18 protein-coding genes and 5 tRNA genes are annotated in these 21,505 nt (G+C 42.0%); all 23 read left to right on the top strand.

Annotated elements, in window-relative coordinates:
- Positions 1–2: 2 nt before the first annotated feature.
- The gene (locus tag PSPO_RS10030) at positions 3–1,802 is read left to right on the top strand and encodes a tetratricopeptide repeat protein (protein WP_010559587.1); all 1,800 of its coding nucleotides are present in this window, start codon (positions 3–5) and stop codon (positions 1,800–1,802) included.
- Positions 1,799–4,597, top strand: a complete 2,799-nt coding sequence (locus PSPO_RS10025; RefSeq protein WP_010559588.1) for a tetratricopeptide repeat protein — start codon at positions 1,799–1,801, stop codon at positions 4,595–4,597. The genes PSPO_RS10030 and PSPO_RS10025 overlap by 4 nt, the downstream gene beginning before the upstream one ends.
- Positions 4,584–5,282: a tetratricopeptide repeat protein gene (locus tag PSPO_RS10020; protein WP_010559589.1), complete on the top strand. Its 699-nt coding sequence runs from the start codon at positions 4,584–4,586 to the stop codon at positions 5,280–5,282. The genes PSPO_RS10025 and PSPO_RS10020 overlap by 14 nt, the downstream gene beginning before the upstream one ends.
- Complete coding sequence (locus PSPO_RS10015) at positions 5,275–5,571, top strand: hypothetical protein (RefSeq protein ID WP_010559590.1); 297 nt, start codon at positions 5,275–5,277, stop codon at positions 5,569–5,571. The genes PSPO_RS10020 and PSPO_RS10015 overlap by 8 nt, the downstream gene beginning before the upstream one ends.
- 25 nt (positions 5,572–5,596) lie before the next feature.
- Positions 5,597–6,253 carry a MotA/TolQ/ExbB proton channel family protein gene (locus tag PSPO_RS10010; RefSeq protein ID WP_010559591.1) on the top strand — a complete coding sequence of 219 codons (657 nt, stop codon included), beginning with the start codon at positions 5,597–5,599 and terminating at the stop codon, positions 6,251–6,253.
- 10 nt (positions 6,254–6,263) lie between these two features.
- On the top strand, positions 6,264–6,770 hold the full coding sequence (locus tag PSPO_RS10005; RefSeq protein WP_010559592.1) for an ExbD/TolR family protein: 507 nt from the start codon (positions 6,264–6,266) through the stop codon (positions 6,768–6,770).
- Positions 6,767–7,270 carry an ExbD/TolR family protein gene (locus PSPO_RS10000; protein WP_010559593.1) on the top strand — a complete coding sequence of 168 codons (504 nt, stop codon included), beginning with the start codon at positions 6,767–6,769 and terminating at the stop codon, positions 7,268–7,270. The genes PSPO_RS10005 and PSPO_RS10000 overlap by 4 nt, the downstream gene beginning before the upstream one ends.
- The gene (locus tag PSPO_RS09995; RefSeq protein WP_010559594.1) at positions 7,267–8,214 is read left to right on the top strand and encodes an AgmX/PglI C-terminal domain-containing protein; all 948 of its coding nucleotides are present in this window, start codon (positions 7,267–7,269) and stop codon (positions 8,212–8,214) included. Before PSPO_RS10000 ends, PSPO_RS09995 begins: the two co-directional genes overlap by 4 nt.
- A 305-nt stretch (positions 8,215–8,519) precedes the next feature.
- Positions 8,520–9,128, top strand: a complete 609-nt coding sequence (locus PSPO_RS09990) for a GTP cyclohydrolase II (RefSeq protein WP_010559595.1) — start codon at positions 8,520–8,522, stop codon at positions 9,126–9,128.
- A gap of 68 nt (positions 9,129–9,196) precedes the next feature.
- A complete protein-coding gene (locus PSPO_RS09985) occupies positions 9,197–10,012 on the top strand; it encodes a BPSS1780 family membrane protein (RefSeq protein ID WP_010559596.1) in 816 nt (271 codons plus the stop codon).
- Positions 10,012–10,476 carry a regulatory protein RecX gene (locus PSPO_RS09980; protein WP_010559597.1) on the top strand — a complete coding sequence of 155 codons (465 nt, stop codon included), beginning with the start codon at positions 10,012–10,014 and terminating at the stop codon, positions 10,474–10,476. Before PSPO_RS09985 ends, PSPO_RS09980 begins: the two co-directional genes overlap by 1 nt.
- 8 nt (positions 10,477–10,484) lie before the next feature.
- Positions 10,485–13,085 carry an alanine--tRNA ligase gene (gene alaS / locus PSPO_RS09975; protein ID WP_040641274.1) on the top strand — a complete coding sequence of 867 codons (2,601 nt, stop codon included), beginning with the start codon at positions 10,485–10,487 and terminating at the stop codon, positions 13,083–13,085.
- A gap of 2 nt (positions 13,086–13,087) precedes the next feature.
- Entirely contained in the window at positions 13,088–14,302 is a 1,215-nt protein-coding gene (locus PSPO_RS09970; RefSeq protein WP_010559599.1) for an aspartate kinase, read from the top strand.
- Between the two features lie 82 nt (positions 14,303–14,384).
- Positions 14,385–14,576 carry a carbon storage regulator CsrA gene (gene csrA, locus PSPO_RS09965; RefSeq protein ID WP_010559600.1) on the top strand — a complete coding sequence of 64 codons (192 nt, stop codon included), beginning with the start codon at positions 14,385–14,387 and terminating at the stop codon, positions 14,574–14,576.
- Positions 14,577–14,693: 117 nt separating this feature from the next.
- On the top strand, positions 14,694–16,514 hold the full coding sequence (locus tag PSPO_RS09960) for a DUF885 domain-containing protein (protein ID WP_021032970.1): 1,821 nt from the start codon (positions 14,694–14,696) through the stop codon (positions 16,512–16,514).
- Between the two features lie 169 nt (positions 16,515–16,683).
- A tRNA-Ser gene (locus PSPO_RS09955) sits at positions 16,684–16,776 on the top strand.
- A gap of 104 nt (positions 16,777–16,880) precedes the next feature.
- Positions 16,881–16,957 (top strand) — tRNA-Arg (locus PSPO_RS09950).
- A 59-nt stretch (positions 16,958–17,016) separates the two neighbouring features.
- Positions 17,017–17,093: transfer RNA gene (locus PSPO_RS09945), tRNA-Arg, on the top strand.
- A gap of 59 nt (positions 17,094–17,152) precedes the next feature.
- Positions 17,153–17,229, top strand: a tRNA-Arg gene (locus PSPO_RS09940).
- A 101-nt stretch (positions 17,230–17,330) separates the two neighbouring features.
- A tRNA-Arg gene (locus PSPO_RS09935) sits at positions 17,331–17,407 on the top strand.
- 731 nt (positions 17,408–18,138) lie between these two features.
- Entirely contained in the window at positions 18,139–18,375 is a 237-nt protein-coding gene (locus PSPO_RS09930; protein WP_010559602.1) for an OadG family protein, read from the top strand.
- A gap of 17 nt (positions 18,376–18,392) precedes the next feature.
- Positions 18,393–20,183, top strand: a complete 1,791-nt coding sequence (gene oadA, locus PSPO_RS09925) for a sodium-extruding oxaloacetate decarboxylase subunit alpha (protein WP_010559603.1) — start codon at positions 18,393–18,395, stop codon at positions 20,181–20,183.
- 16 nt (positions 20,184–20,199) lie between these two features.
- Positions 20,200–21,330, top strand: a complete 1,131-nt coding sequence (locus tag PSPO_RS09920; protein WP_010559604.1) for a sodium ion-translocating decarboxylase subunit beta — start codon at positions 20,200–20,202, stop codon at positions 21,328–21,330.
- Positions 21,331–21,505 lie beyond the last annotated feature (175 nt).

Below are 21,505 nucleotides of genomic sequence, written 5' to 3'. Positions count from 1 at the left end.
TCATGAGAACCTTGGTTGTTACCACATTGCTCGCGCTAGCGGTCAAAGCGAATGCTGAACCCAACTCCACGCAACAAGCAGCTGTAAGTGACGAGAAGTATGGTGTTGCTTTGTATCAGCTTTACCAGCAAAACTACCAGCAAGCACTCACCGAATTTGCTATTGCAGATGCGAAAGGAGGCATTGACCACCCAGGTGTTGATGCTCAAGTTGTAAAAGCCGGCGCTGCATTTTCATATGGTTTGCATATGACGGCAGCACGTGACTTTAACGCATTACTGAGTGAGCAAGACCAAGACTTATTGAATTACGCTAAATTGCAATTAGCGCGGGTTTATTTTGCAAATAACGACGCGAAGCTTGCACAGCAAACGCTATCAGAAATTACGCCTCCGACAAAAGACATAGCGTGGCATAACACCTTTTACTATTTACAAGGGCGACTTGGCTTAGCTCTTAGTAATCCTGCACAGGCAAATACTGCGTTATCGCAGCTGCCCGTTGGAAGGCAATCACATCACTACCTTGCCCATAACATACTAGTTGGTTCACCAAGCAATCAAGATGCGGCGCTGGCATTATTAACATTGCCAGAATTAGACCAAGAACAGCATGCATTACTTGATAGAAGCTTTCTCGCTTTAGGTTATGCCGCTTTAGAAAATGACCAAGCAACGCATGCCGAACAGGCATTTTCGCAAGTATCACAGCAGTCGCTTTGGTTTAACGAAGCGTTATACGGATTAGCTGCGAGCTTATTAATGCAGCAGCAATACGCCAAAGCCTTGGCGGCTCTGAATGTTATTATTGAATCAACAAGCGGAGATGTGTTTGCGAAGCACCAGGCATTAACCGCTAAAGCACATGTGTTTGTTAGTACTGAACGTTTTGCACTCGCTGTTGATGCAATAGATGCCGCAGAGCAGCAATTTGTCGCCTTTAATACGCGCTTAGATGCGGTGAATAAACAGGTCAATAATACGGCATGGCTGCGTGATACATTACAAAATGACACTGCGCTTAAAGGTTACATGGATATACTTCATGTTGGATTGTTAAGCGATGATTTTGATGCAAAACGCCATGCACTTTTTGAGTTAACAGAATTAGCTTCGCAATTTAATGTGCAACAGCGTCAGCTCACTAATTATGCTGCGTTATTGCAAGAAAAGGCAGCCCGTCAAAATCGCATTATCCAAGCTACTAATTTACCAAACTACTTATCTGATTTGCGCCAGCAACAGCAGCAGTTGCAAGTGTTACAAGCATCATTAAATAAGGCTAAAAATACTCGCAGTGGCTTATTAAATAAAACAGAACTGCAAGCGCAAAAGCGTATTTTATCAGCCCAACATAAAATTGACTCACTCAAATCGTCTCGCAATATCGCATCGCAACAAGCGCGTTTAGAACGCTTAAAAGGTATTTTAGTATGGCAGCAAGATTATCAATTTGACGAGCGCTACCAAGCGCATAAGCAGCAACTTGCACAAGCGCAACTTATGCTAGATAAAGCACAGTCGCAATATAATAACAGCCAAGCGTTAATTGAATCGCAACGGGATTTTAATGCCCTTAATGAACGGTTGGCAAAAACGCAGCAACAATTGGCATTAAACCAACAAAGTGTAAATACCCTGATTAATAAGCAAGTCGCTGAAATTCAACAGCTACTGTTGGACGACTTAAAGGCATCATCACAGTTTTTAGCCGATGACCAATTTAAGTTAAAAGTGATGCGTAGTATCGCGCTTGAAGCACTGGCAATGCAGGTAGATAGTAGCAAAGGTGACGCATTATGAAGCGCTTAACTGTGAGTGTATTGTCATTGAGTTTGACTGCGTGCTTTTTAACGCAGCCAGAACCGGCTAAACGTAACACTTTGGGAGAACTCGACTTAGCGACAGAGTTACCACAAACCACGGTTACAGAAGCTGCACCTACACCTGAGCAACTTGCTGCTGCATATCAAGAAATTGTCGCGCTTGCACCTAAAGCAAGTGCACGACAACAAGCGAATAGTCGCTTAGCCCAGTTAAGCTTAGAACAACAGCAACTCGCGCAAGAACAAGGTGTAACACAAGATTCTGGTTACTTTGATAATACGGTTAATCAGTATTTGGCGTTGTTGGCAAACTCTGAAGCACTAGATGGGCGAGATGAGGTACTTTATCAATTAGCCAAAGCGTATTTCTTAAAAGGGGATCAGCAAGCGGCATTTGATGTGACGAGCGAACTAATTCGCGACTATCCTGACTTTGCCCATAATGAAGAGCTGATTTTCCGCCAAGGCGAATACATGTTTAACCAAAAGCAGTATGAGCAAGCGAAAAATCGTTATCTAACGCTGGTTGAAAGTTATCCCGACTCGCCACTTGTCAGTACATCGCGCTATATGCTGGCATGGTCAGATTTTAAATTGTTTAACTATCAAGCATCGCTTAATAGCTTTACGCAAGTACTTAGTCTTGCCCTTGAGCAAGATGGTAAGACGGTAATAAATATCGAACAGCTTAATAATAGCGACCGTTATTTAGTAGCGGATACATTGCGTATTATGAGTGTGATTTTCTCATATAGTGATTTTGAACAAGATCCGGTTTCTCATTATCAGCAGTATGGTTGGCAAGCGTTTAGCTTTATGAATTTTGACTCGCTGGCAAATTACTATATCGAGCAAAAACGCTATCTTGATGCGGCCAAAACCTATCAGAGCTTTATTACCACATCGCCAGAGCCAAACCACAAAGTAGATTTTGCCTTGGCGCAAATGTCGGTGTTTAAAAAAGCGAACTTTAAATTATTACTAACGGATTATGAGCAGCAATTTATTCGCGAATTTGGTGTTGGCAGCACCTACTTAGCGACGGAACCAACAGATGCACATTATCTTGCCTTAAAGACTCTTGAAAAGAAATACGCAGATCGCAGTTATTATCAAGGGCAACAACTTGCTAAGCAAAATGAAAACGCGATTACTGCGTTTAGCGCAGCCGCTATAGGTTATCAGCGTTATCTCGACACCTTACAACTAAAGCAACAAGGCGATATCGACAGCCATTACTTGTTAGCTGAGAGTTTGTATCAAAGTCAGCAATGGCAAAAAGCGTTATCTGAGTACCAAACAATTGCCTATTCAGCCGAGCCGAACAAATACCAAAGTGATGCAGGGTTTGCAGTTGTATCAATTTACAAAACACAGCTTGCTAATAAACAAAGATCACAACGCGGTGACGCAAGACAACACGAATTTGTAGTTGAAGTCGTTGATAACTGGCTTAAGTTTGCAACTTTGTTCAGCACGCACAAATCGGCAAGTACTGTTGTATTACAAGCGTTTAATTTATTATTTGAACGTCAAATGTATGATGTTTTGCTAACAAAGTTTGCGCACGTTGAACAGTTTAGTTTATCTGATTCTGAAATGTATCAAGCGCAGCTGCTAGCGGCACACAGCCATTACAATTTACAAGATTATGCAAGCGCCGAGAGTGCTTACAAGCAGTTGTTAGCAAAGTCATCAGAGCAAGCATCTTTAGTGCGCGAAAATCTAGCGCAAAGTATGATTAAGCAGGCTGAAGCTGTGGCGGCGACCAATGTGCAGCTCGCAGCAGATAAATACATTGCGCTGTTAACCTTGTTGCCATCCACATTGTACCGTGAGCAAGTACAATACAATTTAACGCAATACCTCATATCGTTGCAGTTATTTAGCCAAGCGAGCAAGTGGGTCGACGATTTTATTATACGTTATCCAACGTCAAAAAATATTGAGTCGCTGCAAACGCAAAAAATAGCGATTTATAAAAATACACAACAAGGCGATAAGCTGGCTGCGCAGTACGCTTATCTTGCAACTAGCCACAGTGATGAAAATACGCGTCGTATTTCGCTCTATCAAAGTGCTGAGCATTATCGCAATATGGGCGATATTGAAAATGCGCGTCTGCAGTTTCGTACATACGCTCACAGTTACCCAACACCATTCGCACAAAACCTGCAGGCAAAAGTGGAACTGGCAAATATTTATCAAAAACAAAATAAAGCCAGTGAACGTCGCTTTTGGTTAAACAAAATTATCGCCGCTTATAAAGTTGCCCCCGAGAGTGAACTCACTTGGGCTAAAACCGAGGCCGCTAAAGCAACCGAGGTCTTTGCTAACGATGCGTTTTATGTTTACCAAAAAAGTAAATTAACCGTACCGCTAAAAACAAGTTTAGCGCGCAAGCGTAAACATATGACTGTGGCGCTTGAGCGTTATCAACAGTTGGCAGATTACGCACTTGGCCAGTACTCCACGCAGGCGAATTTTAAGATTGCACAAATCTACCACCTGATGGCGCAAGATATTATGTCGTCAGAAAGGCCAAAGCAGCTTAAAGATCTTGCGTTAGAACAGTACGAGTTGTTACTTGAAGAGCAAGCGATACCCTTTGAAGATCAGGCAATAGAACTGTACGCACGCAATAATCAATTACTGCATTCAGGTCTTTATGACGAATGGATCAAAAAAACGCTCACCGCGTTAGCAAAGCTAATGCCCGCGCGCTTTGCTAAAAAGGAAGTTGAGCCCGGAGAAAATCATGCAATTTATTAAGCTTTGTTCTACTAAGCGCTGTGGCTTGTTGGTCTTGCTGTTTTCGTTAGCAGCGTGTCAAACAGCCCCTGAAACTATCAAACAAGCAGAACAAACTGCCGAAACAAACGAAGTGCAGGTACCCTTAAGCGAGAAAGAAAAGTTACTGCAAGCGCCTAACTATTACCTGCAAACAAGCGCATCGGATGATGCAAAAGCCGCGTTCGAAAAAGCGCTTACCTACAAAAAAGAGGGTAAATTAGCGCTAGCGAAGCAGCATTTCACGAACCTTACCTTGCAATACCCAAATCTGTCTGGCGCGTATTTGCAATTAGCGTACTTGGCAAAACAAGCAGAGCAAAGCACCTTGTATTTAGAATATTTAGAGGCGGCGGTAAACGCTAACAAATACAACTACTACGCGGCAAATGAACTGGCGTTATTGAAGCGCGAAAAGGGCGAATTTAGCGAGGCGCTTGCGCTTTATGATTCGGCAATCGCAAGTTGGCCGGGATTTGCAGCAAGTTATATCAATAAAGGCATTTTGCTAGACCTTTACTTAGATCAAAAGGAGCAAGCAGTAGCGGTGTATAACACTTACTTAATGCTTGTTCCTGAGGAGTCTCAAAGCTATCGCCAAGTTGCGACATGGCTTGTGGATTTAGAGCACCAACTTAAACAACGCGGAGCAAACGAAAATGGCTAGATACTTAAGTGTTTTATTGCTCTTCTTTACTGTGCATTCGGTGGCAAAAGAAACACCAAAAGAGCAATCCACTCAAAGCAAAAAAATTGAATTACAAACAACTATATCGGGCTCACAAGAAGAGCCGAAGTTTATGTCAATTTTGCCGTGGCAAGACTTGTCACGAGTGACACTACCCAAGCCAAAATTAACGATTAGGCCGCGTCATAAAATTACCGCAATCGACCCAGCAAAGTTACAGCGTCAGATTGCGTTTCATACATCGCAAAATAAAAACAATAACCAATAATTAACGGTTACATTTGGAGTTTAAAATGGAAAGTTTCGATACTGTTGTCAGATTTTTTCAAGATGGTGGTAGCTTTATGTTACCGATTGCAATCGTGTTAGCGATTGGACTGGCGATTGCCCTAGAGCGCTTTTTTGTGCTGACGGGTGCTAAGTTAGCCAATCAAAAAGCCTTTAAGCAGCTTATGCCTCAGTTAGCGAAAGGCGATTATAAGCAAGTGCTTAATCAAAAGAGTAATGCAGGCGTGGCAAAAATTATAAGTTCAGGCCTTGAGCGTATTGAACATACGCAGCGCCGTGAAGAAATTGAATATGCGATGGAAGAGCAAGTACTTGAATTAATGCCGCGCCTTGAAAAGCGCACGGCTTATTTAGCTACGCTTGCCAATATTGCTACCTTGCTAGGTTTATTAGGCACGATTATCGGCTTGATTGCGGCCTTTTCGGCGGTTGCTGATGCTGACCCTGCAGAAAAGGCGTCATTGCTTTCGGCAAGTATCTCGGTTGCAATGAACACTACAGCGTTTGGTCTAATTGCTGCAATTCCGCTGCTACTTTGTCACTCAGTATTACAAACAAAAACAACCGAAATTATTGATGGCTTGGAAATGGCGGGCGTAAAGTGTCTTAATTTATTAACCAAGCACAATCTCGTTTCGCAAAAAACACGTCAAACAGATTAAGGGGACGACTATGTTTCGCCGCAAGTTGCCAAATAGGCAAGATGCTGAGCTGGATATTACGTCATTTATGAGTTTGATGATTGTGCTTGTGCCTGTGTTGCTGATGATGATGGTGTTTTCGCACATCACCGTGATGCAGTTAAAATTGCCACCATTATTAGCAAATCAAAGTGCTGAGCAGCTCAAAGAAAAAGAACTGCAACTTGAAGTAACTAATGATGCTATCACAATTTACTACCCAGCAGGTGCACCGCTTAAACAGTTTGCCAAGCAAGATGAAACGTATCCATTTGATCAAGTTCAGCTCGCGCTTAAAGACGTAAAAAATCTATTGCTTGAAAAAGGGGTGGATAAAAAAGACATCACTTTGTTAATTGCCGAAGACGTTGATTACCAAACCTTGATTACAACGATGGAAACGGTTCGTAGTTATCAAGCCGTTGTTGTGGCGTCGGTGGTTGATGCTGAGTTGTTTCCAGATATCGCCTTAGGTGATGCGTTGGTGGAGGCGTTATGAAAAAATCAGTAAGAGCACTTCGTATGGAGCGCCATCATCGCAGAGCAAATCAGCAAGCTAAGTTGAGCCTAGTCTCTCTGATGGATATTTTTACGATTTTAGTATTTTTCTTAATCGTTAATTCATCGACGGTACAAGTGCTTGATGCAAATAAAAATATTGATTTACCTAAAGCGTCAAAACAAGCGCTCGCACAAGAAACTTTGGTACTGATGGTGAGTAACAAAGCGCTTATCTTGCAAGGGCAATTGATTGCTGACTTAAATGATTTAGATAACGCCAGCGAAGAAGTATTTTCGCCACTTGAAAATGCGCTTAAAGTACATGCAGAATCAATCGAAGCGGTTGATAATATGCGCCCGCTAACCATTATGGCTGATGGCAAAATTGCCTATCACCGTTTAAAGAAGATTATGCAAACCTGCCAGCAAGCAGGGTTTGGTGATTTATCTTTGGCAGTAGAGCAAGTCGCAGAAAAAGGCGGTGGTGAACAATTATGACAAGCGCCACAGTGAATACCCATTTTGAGCTTTATAACAACTCAGACAATCGCTTATTTACCCGCTTAACGTACGGCTTTTTGGTTTGCACATTAGTGTTTGCGGTGATTGTTAAAATTACCGAACTACCTGAGTTAACTAAAGCACAGAAAGCCAAAATACCGCCTAGTTTAACTCGGGTGATTGAGCGCGTTAAAGTTGAGCCTAAGCCTGAAAAACCAAAGCCTGAAATTAAGCCCATCGAGCAAAAGCCCGAGCCGGTGAAAGAAGTAAAGCCAGAGGTAAAGGCTGAGGTTAAACCTAAAACGCCGACCAAACGGGCGCTTGAAAAAGCGAAGGAAGAAGCCAGCCGTGCAGGGCTTGTTGCATTAGCGGATGATTTAGCCGCGCTACGTGATGATTTTAAATTGACGCCATCAACGCAACCTGTGACTAACGCTCAAGCAAAGCGTAAAACGGTTAAAAGTGAAGACGTAAGCGTAAAAGCGAATGCCACACAACCACTTAATATTGCCGATGAACAGCAAGCAAAAGCGAATGTGCAAGCGCTCGCCGACAAATCGCTGGTGGCGTTAGGAGATGAAGTTGTGGCTGAAACAGGGGGTTATCAAAGTGATGTAACCGCCAGTGAAAGCATTAGTGAAGAAGCGTTAGAGCAGCGTAAAGTCGAAGCCATTCGTGCAGTACTTGATAAAAACCAAGGGGCCTTTTACACCCTTTATCGCCGTGCTTTACGTAAAAACCCAAGTTTACAGGGTAAGGTAACGGTTGAGATTGTGGTTGCTGGAAATGGCCAAGTTAAGGATTGCCAAATCTTATCTAGTGACTTGAACGATGCGGAACTAGAACGAAAACTGGTAAATCGTATTCGTATGATCAATTTTGGCTCTGAGTTGGTGTCTGAAACTAAACTTAATTATTCGTTTAATTTCTTACCATTCTAACGCATTAAGTTTCAAACTTAAGCCTTTGTAAAATCTAGCGTGTTGCTCTTTATAAATAGTGTAAAGAGCAATGCGTTTTATGTTATCTGCCTACCTATTTATGTTTTTCTTACAAGAAAGTGAACCAACTGACGGTCTATTACTTATATTAGGGGCTGTTTCGGTCTTTGCTAAAATAAGTAAAGGCCTTTTTGTGTTTGAACTTCCACAGTTGAAAATGTGAAAAATGCACAAATATAAACGTACACGCTAGTGCGGCTAAATGCCTAGTGTTACAATATTACAAACTATTCGTTGGAAATGTCGTGGCTGAAGTAAGAGCAAGAGTCCAGCTCAAAGTTGGCAAAGAAAGTAACATCCCTGCAGAAATCGTCTCATTTCATGGTTTGCTAGATGGTGAAGAGCATGTTGCTTTAATTTTTAACAATGCGGATAAAGAACACAACCCGTTAGTGCGTATGCACTCAGAGTGTTTAACCGGTGATGTGTTTCATTCATCACGTTGTGATTGTGGCGAACAACTTGAAGAGTGCATTCATACTATGCACCAGCAAGGCGGAATTATTTTATACCTTCGCCAAGAAGGTCGTGGTATTGGTTTATACAATAAAATTGATGCATACGTGCTACAGTCGCAAGGTATGAACACCTATGAAGCGAATAATCACTTAGGGTTTGCCGACGATTTACGTGAATTTAGAGATGCGGCCTTAATGCTCACTGCATTGGGTGTAGATAAAGTAAAATTGATGACGAACAATCCACGCAAGATCAAAGAATTGACAGAAGCGGGTATTGAAGTTGCAGAGCAAGTAGGCACTTCTGCGCACGTAAAAGATGGAAACGAAGCCTATTTGGCTGCAAAAGTTTCACGTGGTTCACATATGCTGGATTTAACGCAAGTAAAAAAGTAGCATAGGCATATCGTGTTGATTTATTAACGCTCCATTTTATGGAGCGTTTTCATTTATAAGAAAATAAAATGGCAGTAGAAATACGTATTTTTAAGGCGAAAGCAGGCCTAAATTGGTTTAAGGCAGGGTGGGAGCTATTCAAAGCTCAGCCGGGCACCTTTATTTTAATGCACTTGTTTATTGGTGTATTGTCGTTAATTGCTTTGGTGGCGCCTATTTTTCAATTGCCAGCCGCGCTTGCAATGCCATTTTTTACTGCAGGCTTTTATCGTGCCATGCTCAATCGTCAGCAAGGTAAGCAAATTGCGTTTACCGATCTGTTTGATGTATTTAGCGAAGCAGGGCGCCGTTTAATGCTATTTCGCTTAGGTTTATATCATCTGTTTGGTGGCTTTATATTAGCCCTTTTAACTACTACCTTATTCCAAGGCCTGAGTGAACCAATTAACGCATATTTGCAGGCAGTAGAATCACAGAATGTTGATTTAGTGCAACTGCACGCACAGCAGGTGATTGATAGCATTCAAATATCTAATATTATTGTTTTAGTTGCGGCTTATTCGCTCTATACCATGTGTTTTGCTTTCACTATACCTTTGGTTTACTTTTCTAAAAACAATAGCATTTTAGAGTGTATTAAAGCCAGTCTATTAGTGTTTTGGCACAATATGGCAGCACTGGGTGTATTTGGTGCAATTTCAACAGGGCTTATCTTGTTTGCAGCGTTTCTGTCGTTTATTCCACTGTTATTCATTTTACCTATTCTTTACGCTGGATTTTTTGTGTCTTTTCAAGCGATGTTTATGTCAGCCATGGTTGAGCAAACAACACCGCAAAACAGTGATGACACGCCGAGCGATAATCACGATAGATTTGATGCTTAATGACCGAAAAAGAACAAGCAAAATTAAAAAATTATGTGCTTTGGTTATTGTCTCGACAAGAGTATTCCAAAGCACAAATCGCCAAAAAATTAACTAGCCGTTGTGAAGATACGGGGTTTATTGAAGAGCTAATTGCATGGTGTGAAGAGTATGGCTTTATTGATGACGTACGTTACGCTGAAAGCTTTGTACGACGCCAGATAAATAAAGGTTTAGGATTGATGCGTATTAAAAATGAAGCGTATCAAAAAGGGGTTAATGCAGGCCTAGTACAAACTATTGTCGAAGAATTAGAAATAGACTGGTATCTGCAGGCCCAATCCGCATATAATAAGAAATTCGCTTATACAAGTAGTTCCCTCGATTTTAAAGAAAAAGCGAAGCGCATTCGCTATATGAGTTATCGAGGTTTTAATCATGAACAAATTGAATTTGCAATGCAAACAAGTCCGTCAAACGAATGAGAGGTAGCATGCAGCATATGACGACCGCGGAAATCCGCAACGCGTTTCTAAATTATTTCGCATCAGAACAACACCAAGTGGTGCCATCAAGTTCATTGGTACCAGGTAACGATCCTACTTTACTATTTACCAATGCCGGTATGGTGCAGTTTAAAGATGTATTTCTAGGCGGTGAGCGCCGTCCATACAACCGTGCAACGAGTTCACAGCGCTGTGTACGTGCCGGTGGTAAGCACAATGATTTAGAGAACGTAGGTTATACTGCACGTCACCACACCTTCTTTGAAATGCTGGGTAACTTCAGCTTTGGTAACTACTTTAAGCAAGATGCAATTAAGTTTGCATGGCAGTTCTTAACGGATGTAATCAAGTTACCAAAAGACAAGCTGTTAGTAACGGTTTATCACACTGATGATGAAGCGTTTGATATCTGGCACAAAGAGATGGGACTTGCTGAAGACAAGATTATTCGCATCGATACGGCTGATAACTTCTGGTCGATGGGTGATACAGGCCCGTGTGGTCCATGTTCTGAAATTTTCTACGATCACGGTGAAGAAATTTGGGGTGGTCCTCCGGGCAGTCCAGAAGAAGACGGTGACCGTTTTATCGAAATCTGGAACCTAGTATTTATGCAATACAACCGTCATGCTGACGGTACAATGGAACCTTTACCGAGCCAATCTGTTGATACAGGTATGGGCCTTGAGCGTATCTCTGCGATTATGCAGGGCGTTCACTCAAACTACGAAATCGATATTTTCCAAAATTTAATTAAAGCTGCGGCTGCGGTTACTAATGCGCAAGATTTAGAAGATAAATCATTACGCGTTATTGCAGACCATATTCGTTCGTGTGCGTTTTTAATTGCCGATGGTGTGATGCCGTCAAACGAAGGTCGTGGTTATGTATTACGTCGTATTGTTCGTCGTGCAGTGCGTCACGGTAATAAATTAGGTGCAACTGAAACCTTCTTCCATAAGTTAGTTGCGGCACTTGCAACTGAAATGGGTGAAGCGTACCCAGAGCTAATCAAGCAACAAGCGATTATCGAAAAAGTACTGCGTATTGAAGAAGAGCAATTCGGTAAAACCCTTGACCGTGGTCTAGCAATTCTAGAAGAAAGCTTAAAAGATCTTAAAGGCGACGTGATCCCAGGTGATCTTGTATTTAAGCTTTACGATACTTATGGTTTCCCAGCTGATTTAACCGCTGACGTTGCGCGTGAACGCTTTATGACAATTGATGAGCGTGGCTTCCAAGAAGCAATGGAAGTGCAACGTAAACAAGCGCAACAAGCGGGTAAATTTGGCGCTGATTACAACGACCAATTAAAGTCAGAGAAAACCACTGAATTTAAAGGCTACGATAGCGAGCAGTATACAGGTACTGTGGTTGAGCTATTTAGCGATGCGGATGCCGTATCTGTATTAGAAGATGGTCAACAAGGTATTGTTGTACTTGACCGCACACCTTTCTATGCTGAAAGTGGTGGTCAAGTTGGCGACACAGGTATTTTAAAAGTTGCTAATGGCGAATTTATTGTTGAAGACACGACTAAGCTTGGTAATGCATTTGCGCACAAGGGTAAAGTAGTTGGCCGCATTGGTATCAATGACCGCGTAGATGCGCAAGTTGATGCATCGCGTCGTGATAACACCAAGAAAAACCACACAGCAACGCACTTATTACACGAAGCGCTTCGTGTTGTACTTGGTGACCATGTTACACAAAAAGGTTCATTAAATGACCCTGAGCGTTTACGTTTTGACTTTTCACACTTTGAAGCAGTAACAAAAGAAGAGTTACAACGCATTGAAGATATGGTGAACCTGGAGATCCGTAAAAACATCGATCTAAATACCGAATTAATGGCAATTGACGCTGCGAAAGAAAAAGGCGCAATGGCATTATTCGGTGAAAAATACGACGATGAAGTACGCGTAGTGAGCATTGGTGATTTCTCAATTGAGCTATGTGGTGGTACGCACGTTAAGCGCACCGGCGACATCGGTTTATTCAAGATTGTGTCGGAAGGTGGTATTGCAGCTGGTGTTCGTCGTATTGAAGCCGTTACGGGTGAAGGTGCCGTTGCATATATTAACAAACAAGCAGAAACCCTGTCTGCAATCGCTGCGTTAGTGAAAGGCGATGGCAACAATGTGCTAGACAAAGTGTCTGCGCTAGTTGAGCGTGCGAAAGGCCTTGAAAAAGAAATTGCACAGCTTAACGATAAGCTTGCAAGTGCTGCGGGCGCGTCATTACTTGATGCGGTTGTAGACGTTAATGGTGTTAAGTTACTCGTTGCTAACGTTGAGGGCACTGAGTCTAAAGCGCTACGTGGCATGGTTGATGATCTTAAGAACAAACTCGGTTCTGGCATTATCGCGTTAGGTGTTGCAAATGGCGACAAAGTAAGCCTAATTGCGGGTGTAACAAAAGACTTAACGGGCCAGTTCAAAGCGGGTGAGCTTGTAAACCACATGGCATCGCAAGTTGGCGGTAAAGGTGGCGGTCGTCCAGATATGGCACAAGCAGGCGGTTCACAACCTGAAAACTTAAGCTCGGCACTTGAAAGTGTAAACGCTTGGGTGAGTGAGCGCGCTTAAACTTGGCGTTATTAGTTAAAAAATTTGGCGGCACTTCAGTTGGTTCTATAGAGCGTATTGAAGCTGTCGCTGACCTTGTTGTACGTTCTAAACAGCAAGGGCATCAAATTGTCGTAGTTGTGTCGGCAATGTCCGGCGAAACCAACCGCTTAATTAACCTCGCAAATCAAATTGACTCCAGTCCAAGTTCTCGCGAACTCGATGTACTGCTAACTACTGGTGAACAAGTTTCAGTGGCGCTTCTTGCCATGGCGATTATCAAACGTGGTCATTCTGCGATTAGCTTACTTGCTGATCAAGCAGGTATTATGACGGATAATCTATTTGGTAAAGCGCGTATTCAGATGATCCCGCCAAAGCGTTTGAATCAAGAGCTTGAGCAAGGTCGCATTGTGATCCTTGCGGGATTTCAAGGGCGTGACATTGAAGGAAATATCACCACGCTTGGCCGCGGAGGCACAGATACAACAGCGGTAGAAGTAGCAGCAGCAATTAACGCGGATGAATGCCAAATTTATACTGATGTAAATGGTGTTTATACAACCGACCCACGAGTTGAGCCAAAAGCAAAACGAATGGATTATGTTACCTTCGAAGAAATGCTGGAGCTTGCTAGCTTAGGTGCAAAAGTACTGCAAATTCGTTCAGTGGAAGCTGCTGGTAGGCATAACCTACCTTTACGTGTGCTTTCAACATTTGAGCCGGATCACGGAACACTGATTAGTTATGAGGAAAACCCTATGAATTCTAAAGTAGTTTCAGGCATCGCGTTTAGTAAAGATGAAGTACTAATTAAAGTGCATAATTTGGATAATACGCCTGAACAACTCGCTGAATTATTAGAAGTATTCTCTGATAATAATATAGAAATTGACATGATCAGTAATTTTTCCTGCACAGGCGATAAAGTCGGCTATGCTTTAACTGTACATGCAGTCGATTCGCAGTTGGCAGAAAAGTTAATTAAACAAAATCTTACAACTCTTAATGCGGATTCAGTTACAGTTAATGAAACTGTTGCTAAGATTTCTATAGTTGGCATAGGAATGAAATCTAATGCTGGGGTAGCAGGAAGGCTATTTCGCGCATTAGCGAATGAAAATATTAACGTTCAACTTATTTCAACGTCAGAGATAAAAGTCTCAGTTTTAGTAGATGAGAAGTACCTAGAATTGGGAGTTAGAGCTTTACATAGTGCTTTTTCTTTAGACCAGTAAAAGTTTCTAACTTTTTGAATAATATTCATGTAAAATGGAATTGATACGGAATCTTTAAACTTTGGATATTTAGGAGCAAAGAATGCTAATTTTGACTCGTCGCGTAGGTGAAACCCTAATGATTGGGGATGAAGTTACAGTTACTGTACTTGGCGTAAAAGGAAATCAAGTACGTATCGGTGTTAATGCACCAAAAGATGTTTCAGTACATCGTGAAGAAATTTATATGCGTATTCAAGCTGAGAAAGCAGGTGCTGAACCAGGCAACGAATAGTTTAAAGCAGAATTTTAAGAGCCAGCATTTTATGCTGGCTTTTTTTGTTTTTATTGTATTGTCAGAGCCTTGTGGGCTGATATGATGTATACAATTTTAACAATCAGACAGAACGCTATGATCAAACAAACTTCTCTCGCGTTTGCTGTAGGCCTTGCACTAACAGGCTGTATGGATACGCAAACAACTACACAAAAAACATCAGCCGAACAAGCGGCAGCAGAGCAATCAGCTCAAGTCTCAGAAAATCAAAAACTAAATCAACTGGTAGAAACTTACTTTGATGAAGCGTTAGCATTTTCACCTGTATCAGGTACTTATGTCGGTGAGTCTCAGTACAATAATCAGTGGAGCCCGGCAATTAATGAAGAGAATAGAGCAAAAGCCACTGCATTTACTAAAAAGTATCAAGCTAAACTTGCTGAAATTGACGCATCAAAACTAACAGGGCAAGACCTACTAAGTTATCAAATTTTCGAGCGTGACTTAGCACTATCACATGAAGCGGAGCAATTTCCTAGTTACTTAATTCCCATTGATCAAATGGCGGGTCAGCATAATACCTTTGCAAGCCTTGGCTCGGGCAAAAGTGCGCAACCGTTTTCTACTAAAGCCCAGTTTGACGATTTTATTGGCCGTGCAAATGGTTTTGTAACTTGGCTTGAAAGTGTTGAAGCAAATATGCGCGAAGGTATGAAGCAAAATGTGACTTTGCCGCAAGTACTAGCCAAAAAACTACTACCACAATTCCAAGCGCACGTTGTAACGGATCATACGCAAAGTGTTTTTTGGATGCCTGTGGCTGAAATGCCAGACAGTATTTCTGCAAAAGATAAAGCGCAAATCGAAGAAGACTATCAAGCGCTTATTCTGAACACGCTGGTGCCAGCATACGCAAAAATGGCTAAATTCTTAGAGCAAGAATACATTCCAGCTGCAAACGAGAAAGTAGGCTATGCAAATTTACCAAATGGTAAAGCTTGGTACGAGTTCTTAATTAAGCAACACACCACGCTTGATTTAAATGCCGACGAAATTCACGAAATAGGTTTGAGTGAAGTAGAGCGCATTTTAAATGAAATGAAAGGCGTAAAAGAAGCCGTTGGCTTTGAAGGTGATTTAGCCGCATTTTTTGTTCATTTACGTGATAGCGATGAATTCTACTATGATAAGCCTGAAGACCTTGTAAAAGCGTATGAAGATGTAAAAGTTAAGATTGATGCTCAGTTGCCAAAACTCTTCGATATCGCGCCTAAGGCAGATTACGTAGTTAAACCAGTAGAAGCATTTAGAGCGGCGTCTGCTGCGGGTGCTTCTTACCAAGCCCCAGCACCAGATGGCTCAAGACCGGGTGTGTTTTACATCAATACACATAACCTAAAAGCGCAGCCTAAGTTTTTACTTGAAACGCTCTCTATTCACGAGGCAGCGCCTGGCCACCATTTCCAAATTGCACTACAACAAGAAGTGGAAGGTTTACCACGCTTTAGAAAATTTGGTGGCTACACCGTGTTTGCTGAAGGCTGGGCACTGTACGCAGAAAGCTTAGGTAAAGAGCTAGGCTTATTTACTGACCCCTACATGTGGTACGGACGTTTAGTTGATGAGCAATTACGTGCGATGCGTCTGGTATTAGATACCGGTTTCCATGCCAAAGGTTGGACTCGTGAGCAGGGTATTGAATACATGAAAGCAAATTCATCTATGGCTGAAAGTGACATTATTTCAGAAGTTGAGCGTTATATCGGTTGGCCTGGTCAAGCGCTATCATATAAGTTGGGTGAATTTAAAATCCGCGAGCTTCGTGAAAAAGCAAAAGCAGCGCTTGGTGATAAATTTGATATTAAAGCGTTCCATACACAAATTCTAATCGATGGTGCACTGCCAATGCCGATTTTGGAAGCTAAACTAGATAGCTGGATTGAAAGTGTAAAATAGGCAAATTTAAGTAGCAGTTTCGGCTGCTACTTAATACAAAAACTTGTATATTATAGCCGCCTTAGCTACAAAAATAAGCAAACTGCATATTCTGTGAACGAACAGAAAAAATATGACTAAAATTGTTTGACTTATTTTCAATAGGCTTTAATATACGCACCCACAAGACGGAGAGGTGGCCGAGTGGCCGAAGGCGCTCCCCTGCTAAGGGAGTATAGGGTTTGTAGCCCTATCGAGGGTTCGAATCCCTCCTTCTCCGCCATGTCTTGTACGAGCTCGTAGAACAATTGGATAGTTTATCTAAGTTAAGTTGGCTACGAACAAAGTTCGTGTACATCAGAGTAAGATGTAAAAACTAAAAATTTAGGACGCGTAGCTCAGCTGGATAGAGTACCTGGCTACGAACCAGGCGGTCGGAGGTTCGAATCCTCCCGCGTCCGCCACTTTACTAAAGTGGTTAAATAAATAGTCATCGGCTAAGATGTAAAGTTAGAAATATCACGGACGCGTAGCTCAGCTGGATAGAGTACCTGGCTACGAACCAGGCGGTCGGAGGTTCGAATCCTCCCGCGTCCGCCACTTTACTAAAGTGGTTAAATAAATAGTCATCGGCTAAGATGTAAAATTAGAAATATTGCGGACGCGTAGCTCAGCTGGATAGAGTACCTGGCTACGAACCAGGCGGTCGGAGGTTCGAATCCTCCCGCGTCCGCCACTTCTTTTGAGGTGACATCAACCGACAAACGTCGGTTTTTTTGTCTCTATGATTTAATAGAAACAAACATCAGAGTGAGATGTAAAAATTAAGCATACTGCGGACGCGTAGCTCAGCTGGATAGAGTACCTGGCTACGAACCAGGCGGTCGGAGGTTCGAATCCTCCCGCGTCCGCCACTTCTTCTGAAGTGACATCAACCGACGAGAGTCGGTTTTTTTGTGCCTAAAATTTGCTAGACGCAAAACATCAGAGTCCTATTTAAACGCAAATACATACTTCGACGGCTTAGTTAGGCTCAGCTGGATAGAATACCATGCTACGAACCAGGCGGTCGGAGGTTCACTCTTTTAGTTAAATAAGTCCCGCGTCGACCATTTGCTTTAGGAAACAATTATCAATCTGGAGCAGTTGCCGATATGTGAAATTTAGTTATTCTCTTTCTCAAATCTCAAATCTCAAATCTCAGTTCAGCCACAAACGTATCTGGCTAAATTGCCTATTTTCAAACGCTTTTCATTGTTACTTTACGTTAACGTAAAGTGTACTTTGAATTTGAATAACCATTCTTATCGAATAGTATAAGTTAGAACATAAAAATTGGTCTTACCAATTTCATGTGTTATTTCTAGAATAACTCATTCCGAATAGATTGATTTGATTATAACGCTAGGTGTTTAATTTTTATTGCCTAGCTAGTTAAGCATGACTAATCATGGGGCAAAATAAGTCATGAAATAAGCTCATGTTTGTCATCTTTTTAGCCTATTGTTAATGGAGTGTTTAATAATGTATAGTGTTGTGAATTGGTTTTACCAATTGACAACTAGGTTTAAGTGATCAATATTGATTACCAATTTTGAATAGTTATTAAAAATATTTAACTAAAAATTCTTGATTGAGGTGGGGAATGGACGTATCAGGATTGCTGTTAGAGGCGGCTATTTTAATGTTAACAGGTATGGTGGTGGTATTTGTCTTTTTGACGATACTGATCTTTACCATCAAAGCAATGTCTAAAGTACTTGCGAATTTTCAAACGCCTGAGGTAACGCCAAACCCAGTTAAATTATCTGGGAATCAAGTACCAACAAGCCACGTAGCTGCGATTGCCGCGGCAGTTAAGCAATACCGCGAAAAGCAATAATAAGAAGGGGCCAAATCATGTCACAACTAAAATTAACAGAATTAGTACTGCGCGATGCACACCAGTCATTACTCGCGACCCGTTTACGCTTAGAAGATATGTTACCAATTGCTGAAAAGCTAGATAAAGTAGGTTATTGGTCAATGGAATCGTGGGGCGGGGCGACGTTTGACGCATGTATTCGTTATTTAGGTGAAGATCCTTGGCACCGCATTCGTGCGTTAAAAGCGGCAATGCCGAATACCAAACAGCAAATGTTGCTTCGTGGTCAAAACTTATTAGGTTACCGTCATTATGCTGATGACGTGGTAGAACGTTTTGTTGAACGAGCACATAAAAACGGTGTCGACGTTTTTCGTATTTTTGATGCAATGAATGATGTGCGTAATTTAGAAACTGCTATTAAGTCGGCGGTAAAAGTAGGGGCACATGCACAAGGTACAATCTCATACACAGTTAGCCCTGTGCACAATCTGCAAATGTGGCTTGATCAAGCAAAACAATTGGAAGATTTAGGCGTTCACTCTATTTGTATTAAAGATATGGCGGGTCTGCTTAATCCGTACGATGCAGAAAAATTAATTACCGGTTTAAAAGAGACCGTTGCTGTACCAATCGCAATGCAATGTCACGCAACTACCGGACTAAGCACCGCAACGTATCAAAAGGCGATTGATGCTGGTATTGATATGCTTGATACAGCAATCTCAAGTATGAGTATGACCTATGGTCACAGCGCTACTGAAACGATTGTATCAATCGTAGAGAATACTGACCGTGCAACCGGCCTTGATATGAACTTACTGGAAGAAATTGCTGCGTACTTTAGAGACGTACGTAAGAAATACGCTAAGTTCGAAGGCAGTCTAAAAGGCGTTGATGGCCGTATTTTGTTAGCGCAAGTGCCAGGTGGCATGTTAACAAATATGGAAAATCAGCTTAAAGAACAAGGCGCTGACGATAAATTAGACGATGTATTGTTGGAAATTCCTAAAGTGCGTGAAGATCTAGGCTTTTTACCGCTTGTTACACCTACATCGCAAATTGTTGGTACCCAAGCAGTGTTAAATGTTTTAACCGGTGAACGTTACAAGTCAATCACCAAAGAGACCGCTGGTGTGCTTAAAGGCGAATACGGTTCTACCCCTGCGCCCGTAAATAAAGAATTGCAAGAGCGTGTACTTGATGGTGCAGAGCCAATCACGTGTCGTCCTGCAGATCAAATTGAACCAGAACTCAGTAAATTAGAGCAAGAGCTTGATGAAATTGCACAAAAAGATAAATTAGATTTAGCCGATGATGTGATTGATGATGTATTAACGTATGCATTATTCCCGCAAATAGGTTTGAAATATCTTAAAAACAGAAATAATCCTGAGGCGTTTGAGCCAGCACCAAGTAATGAGCCACTGCCTACTGAGCAGGTACCCGCGCCAAAACCAAGTGGCAAAACAGAGCATTACAGCATCAGTGTTGATGGCAAAGTGTATGCAGTAAGTGTTGCCCCAAGCGGCGAACTTACCAATATTCAGCCAGCACCAAGTGCATCGAGTCAACACACAGATGTATTACCGCAATCAACCTCTGTTGATGCTGCCGAAACGCTAAATTCTCCGCTGTCTGGCAATATTTTTAAAGTGAATGCCAAACCTGGTCAACAAGTGGCGAAAGGCGACGTTGTGATCATTATGGAAGCGATGAAAATGGAAACTGAAGTTCGTGCAGCTAAAGATGGCACTATCGCAGAAATATTTGTATCTGAAGGGGATTCAGTTGCAACTGGCGAACCTTTATTGTCGCTAGCGTAAAGGTTGGGGAGTTGTAATGGAAAACTTAATAACCTTATGGCAAGCCACAGGTATTGCCAACTTAGAACTTCCTCAGCTGATTATGATGCTGGTTGGCGCACTGTTACTGTACCTTGCAATTGTGCGCAACTTTGAGCCATTGTTATTAGTGCCTATTGGTTTTGGGGCAATCTTAACCAACATTCCACTAGCTGGGTTATCAGAAGCCGGTGGATTGCTGTACTACGTGTATAAAATTGGTATTGATTCAGGGGTGTTCCCGCTGCTTATTTTTATGGGAGTAGGCGCGCTTACTGACTTTAGTGCATTGATTGCTAACCCTAAAATGTTGCTGTTAGGTGCAGCGGCACAATTTGGAATTTTTGCCACCTTATTTGGCGCGATTTTCTTAAACTACATTCCAGGTTTTGAATTTACGCTACAAGATGCATCGGCAATTGCCATTATTGGTGGTGCAGATGGTCCAACGGCTATCTTCTTAGCGTCTAAACTTGCCCCTGATCTATTGGGTGCAATTGCTGTTGCTGCGTATTCTTATATGGCGTTAGTGCCGATTATTCAGCCGCCAATTATGAAGTTGTTTACCACAGAAGAAGAACGCAATATTGAAATGCCACAGTTACGCCACGTTAGCAAAGCGGAAAAAGTGATATTTCCATTATTAGTGCTAGTGCTTATTGCCATGTTCTTGCCAGCAGCTGCACCACTTGTGGGTATGTTCTGCTTAGGTAATTTAATGCGTGAGTCAGGTGTGGTGGATCGTTTGAGTAAAACCGCGCAAAACGAGCTGATTAATATTACAACCATATTCCTTGGCTTGGCTGTTGGTTCAAAACTTGCGGCTGATCAGTTTTTAACAGTTGAAACCTTAGGTATCTTAGCACTTGGCGCGGTGGCGTTTGGTATTGGTACGGGTTCAGGTGTTCTGATGGCAAAGGCAATGAATAAATTTAGTAAAACACCTATCAATCCATTAGTTGGTGCGGCGGGCGTATCTGCAGTACCAATGGCTGCACGTGTTGTTAACAAAGTTGGTTTAGAAGCAAACCCACATAACTTTTTACTAATGCATGCAATGGGTCCAAATGTGGCAGGCGTATTAGGCAGTGCAGTTGCTGCCGGTATATTACTTGCCATGGTGGGATAAGTTTCATCGTAGAGCTCAACCAGCTCATTTTGCGGCCGTTAATTCGGCCGCTTTTTTATCTTCACTTTTCTCGGTACAATCACTCATAAAGCTAGACCGTAAAGGTCAACACGCGCTAATACATTGGACTGTTTTAATGAATGTTTTTATTTTGTTGATTGCGCTTTTCGTGGCG

Source organism: Pseudoalteromonas spongiae UST010723-006, assembly GCF_000238255.3.
Lineage (GTDB): Bacteria > Pseudomonadota > Gammaproteobacteria > Enterobacterales > Alteromonadaceae > Pseudoalteromonas > Pseudoalteromonas spongiae.
Note: the sequence above shows the minus strand (reverse complement) of the source record. Positions and strands in the feature narration are given on the sequence as shown.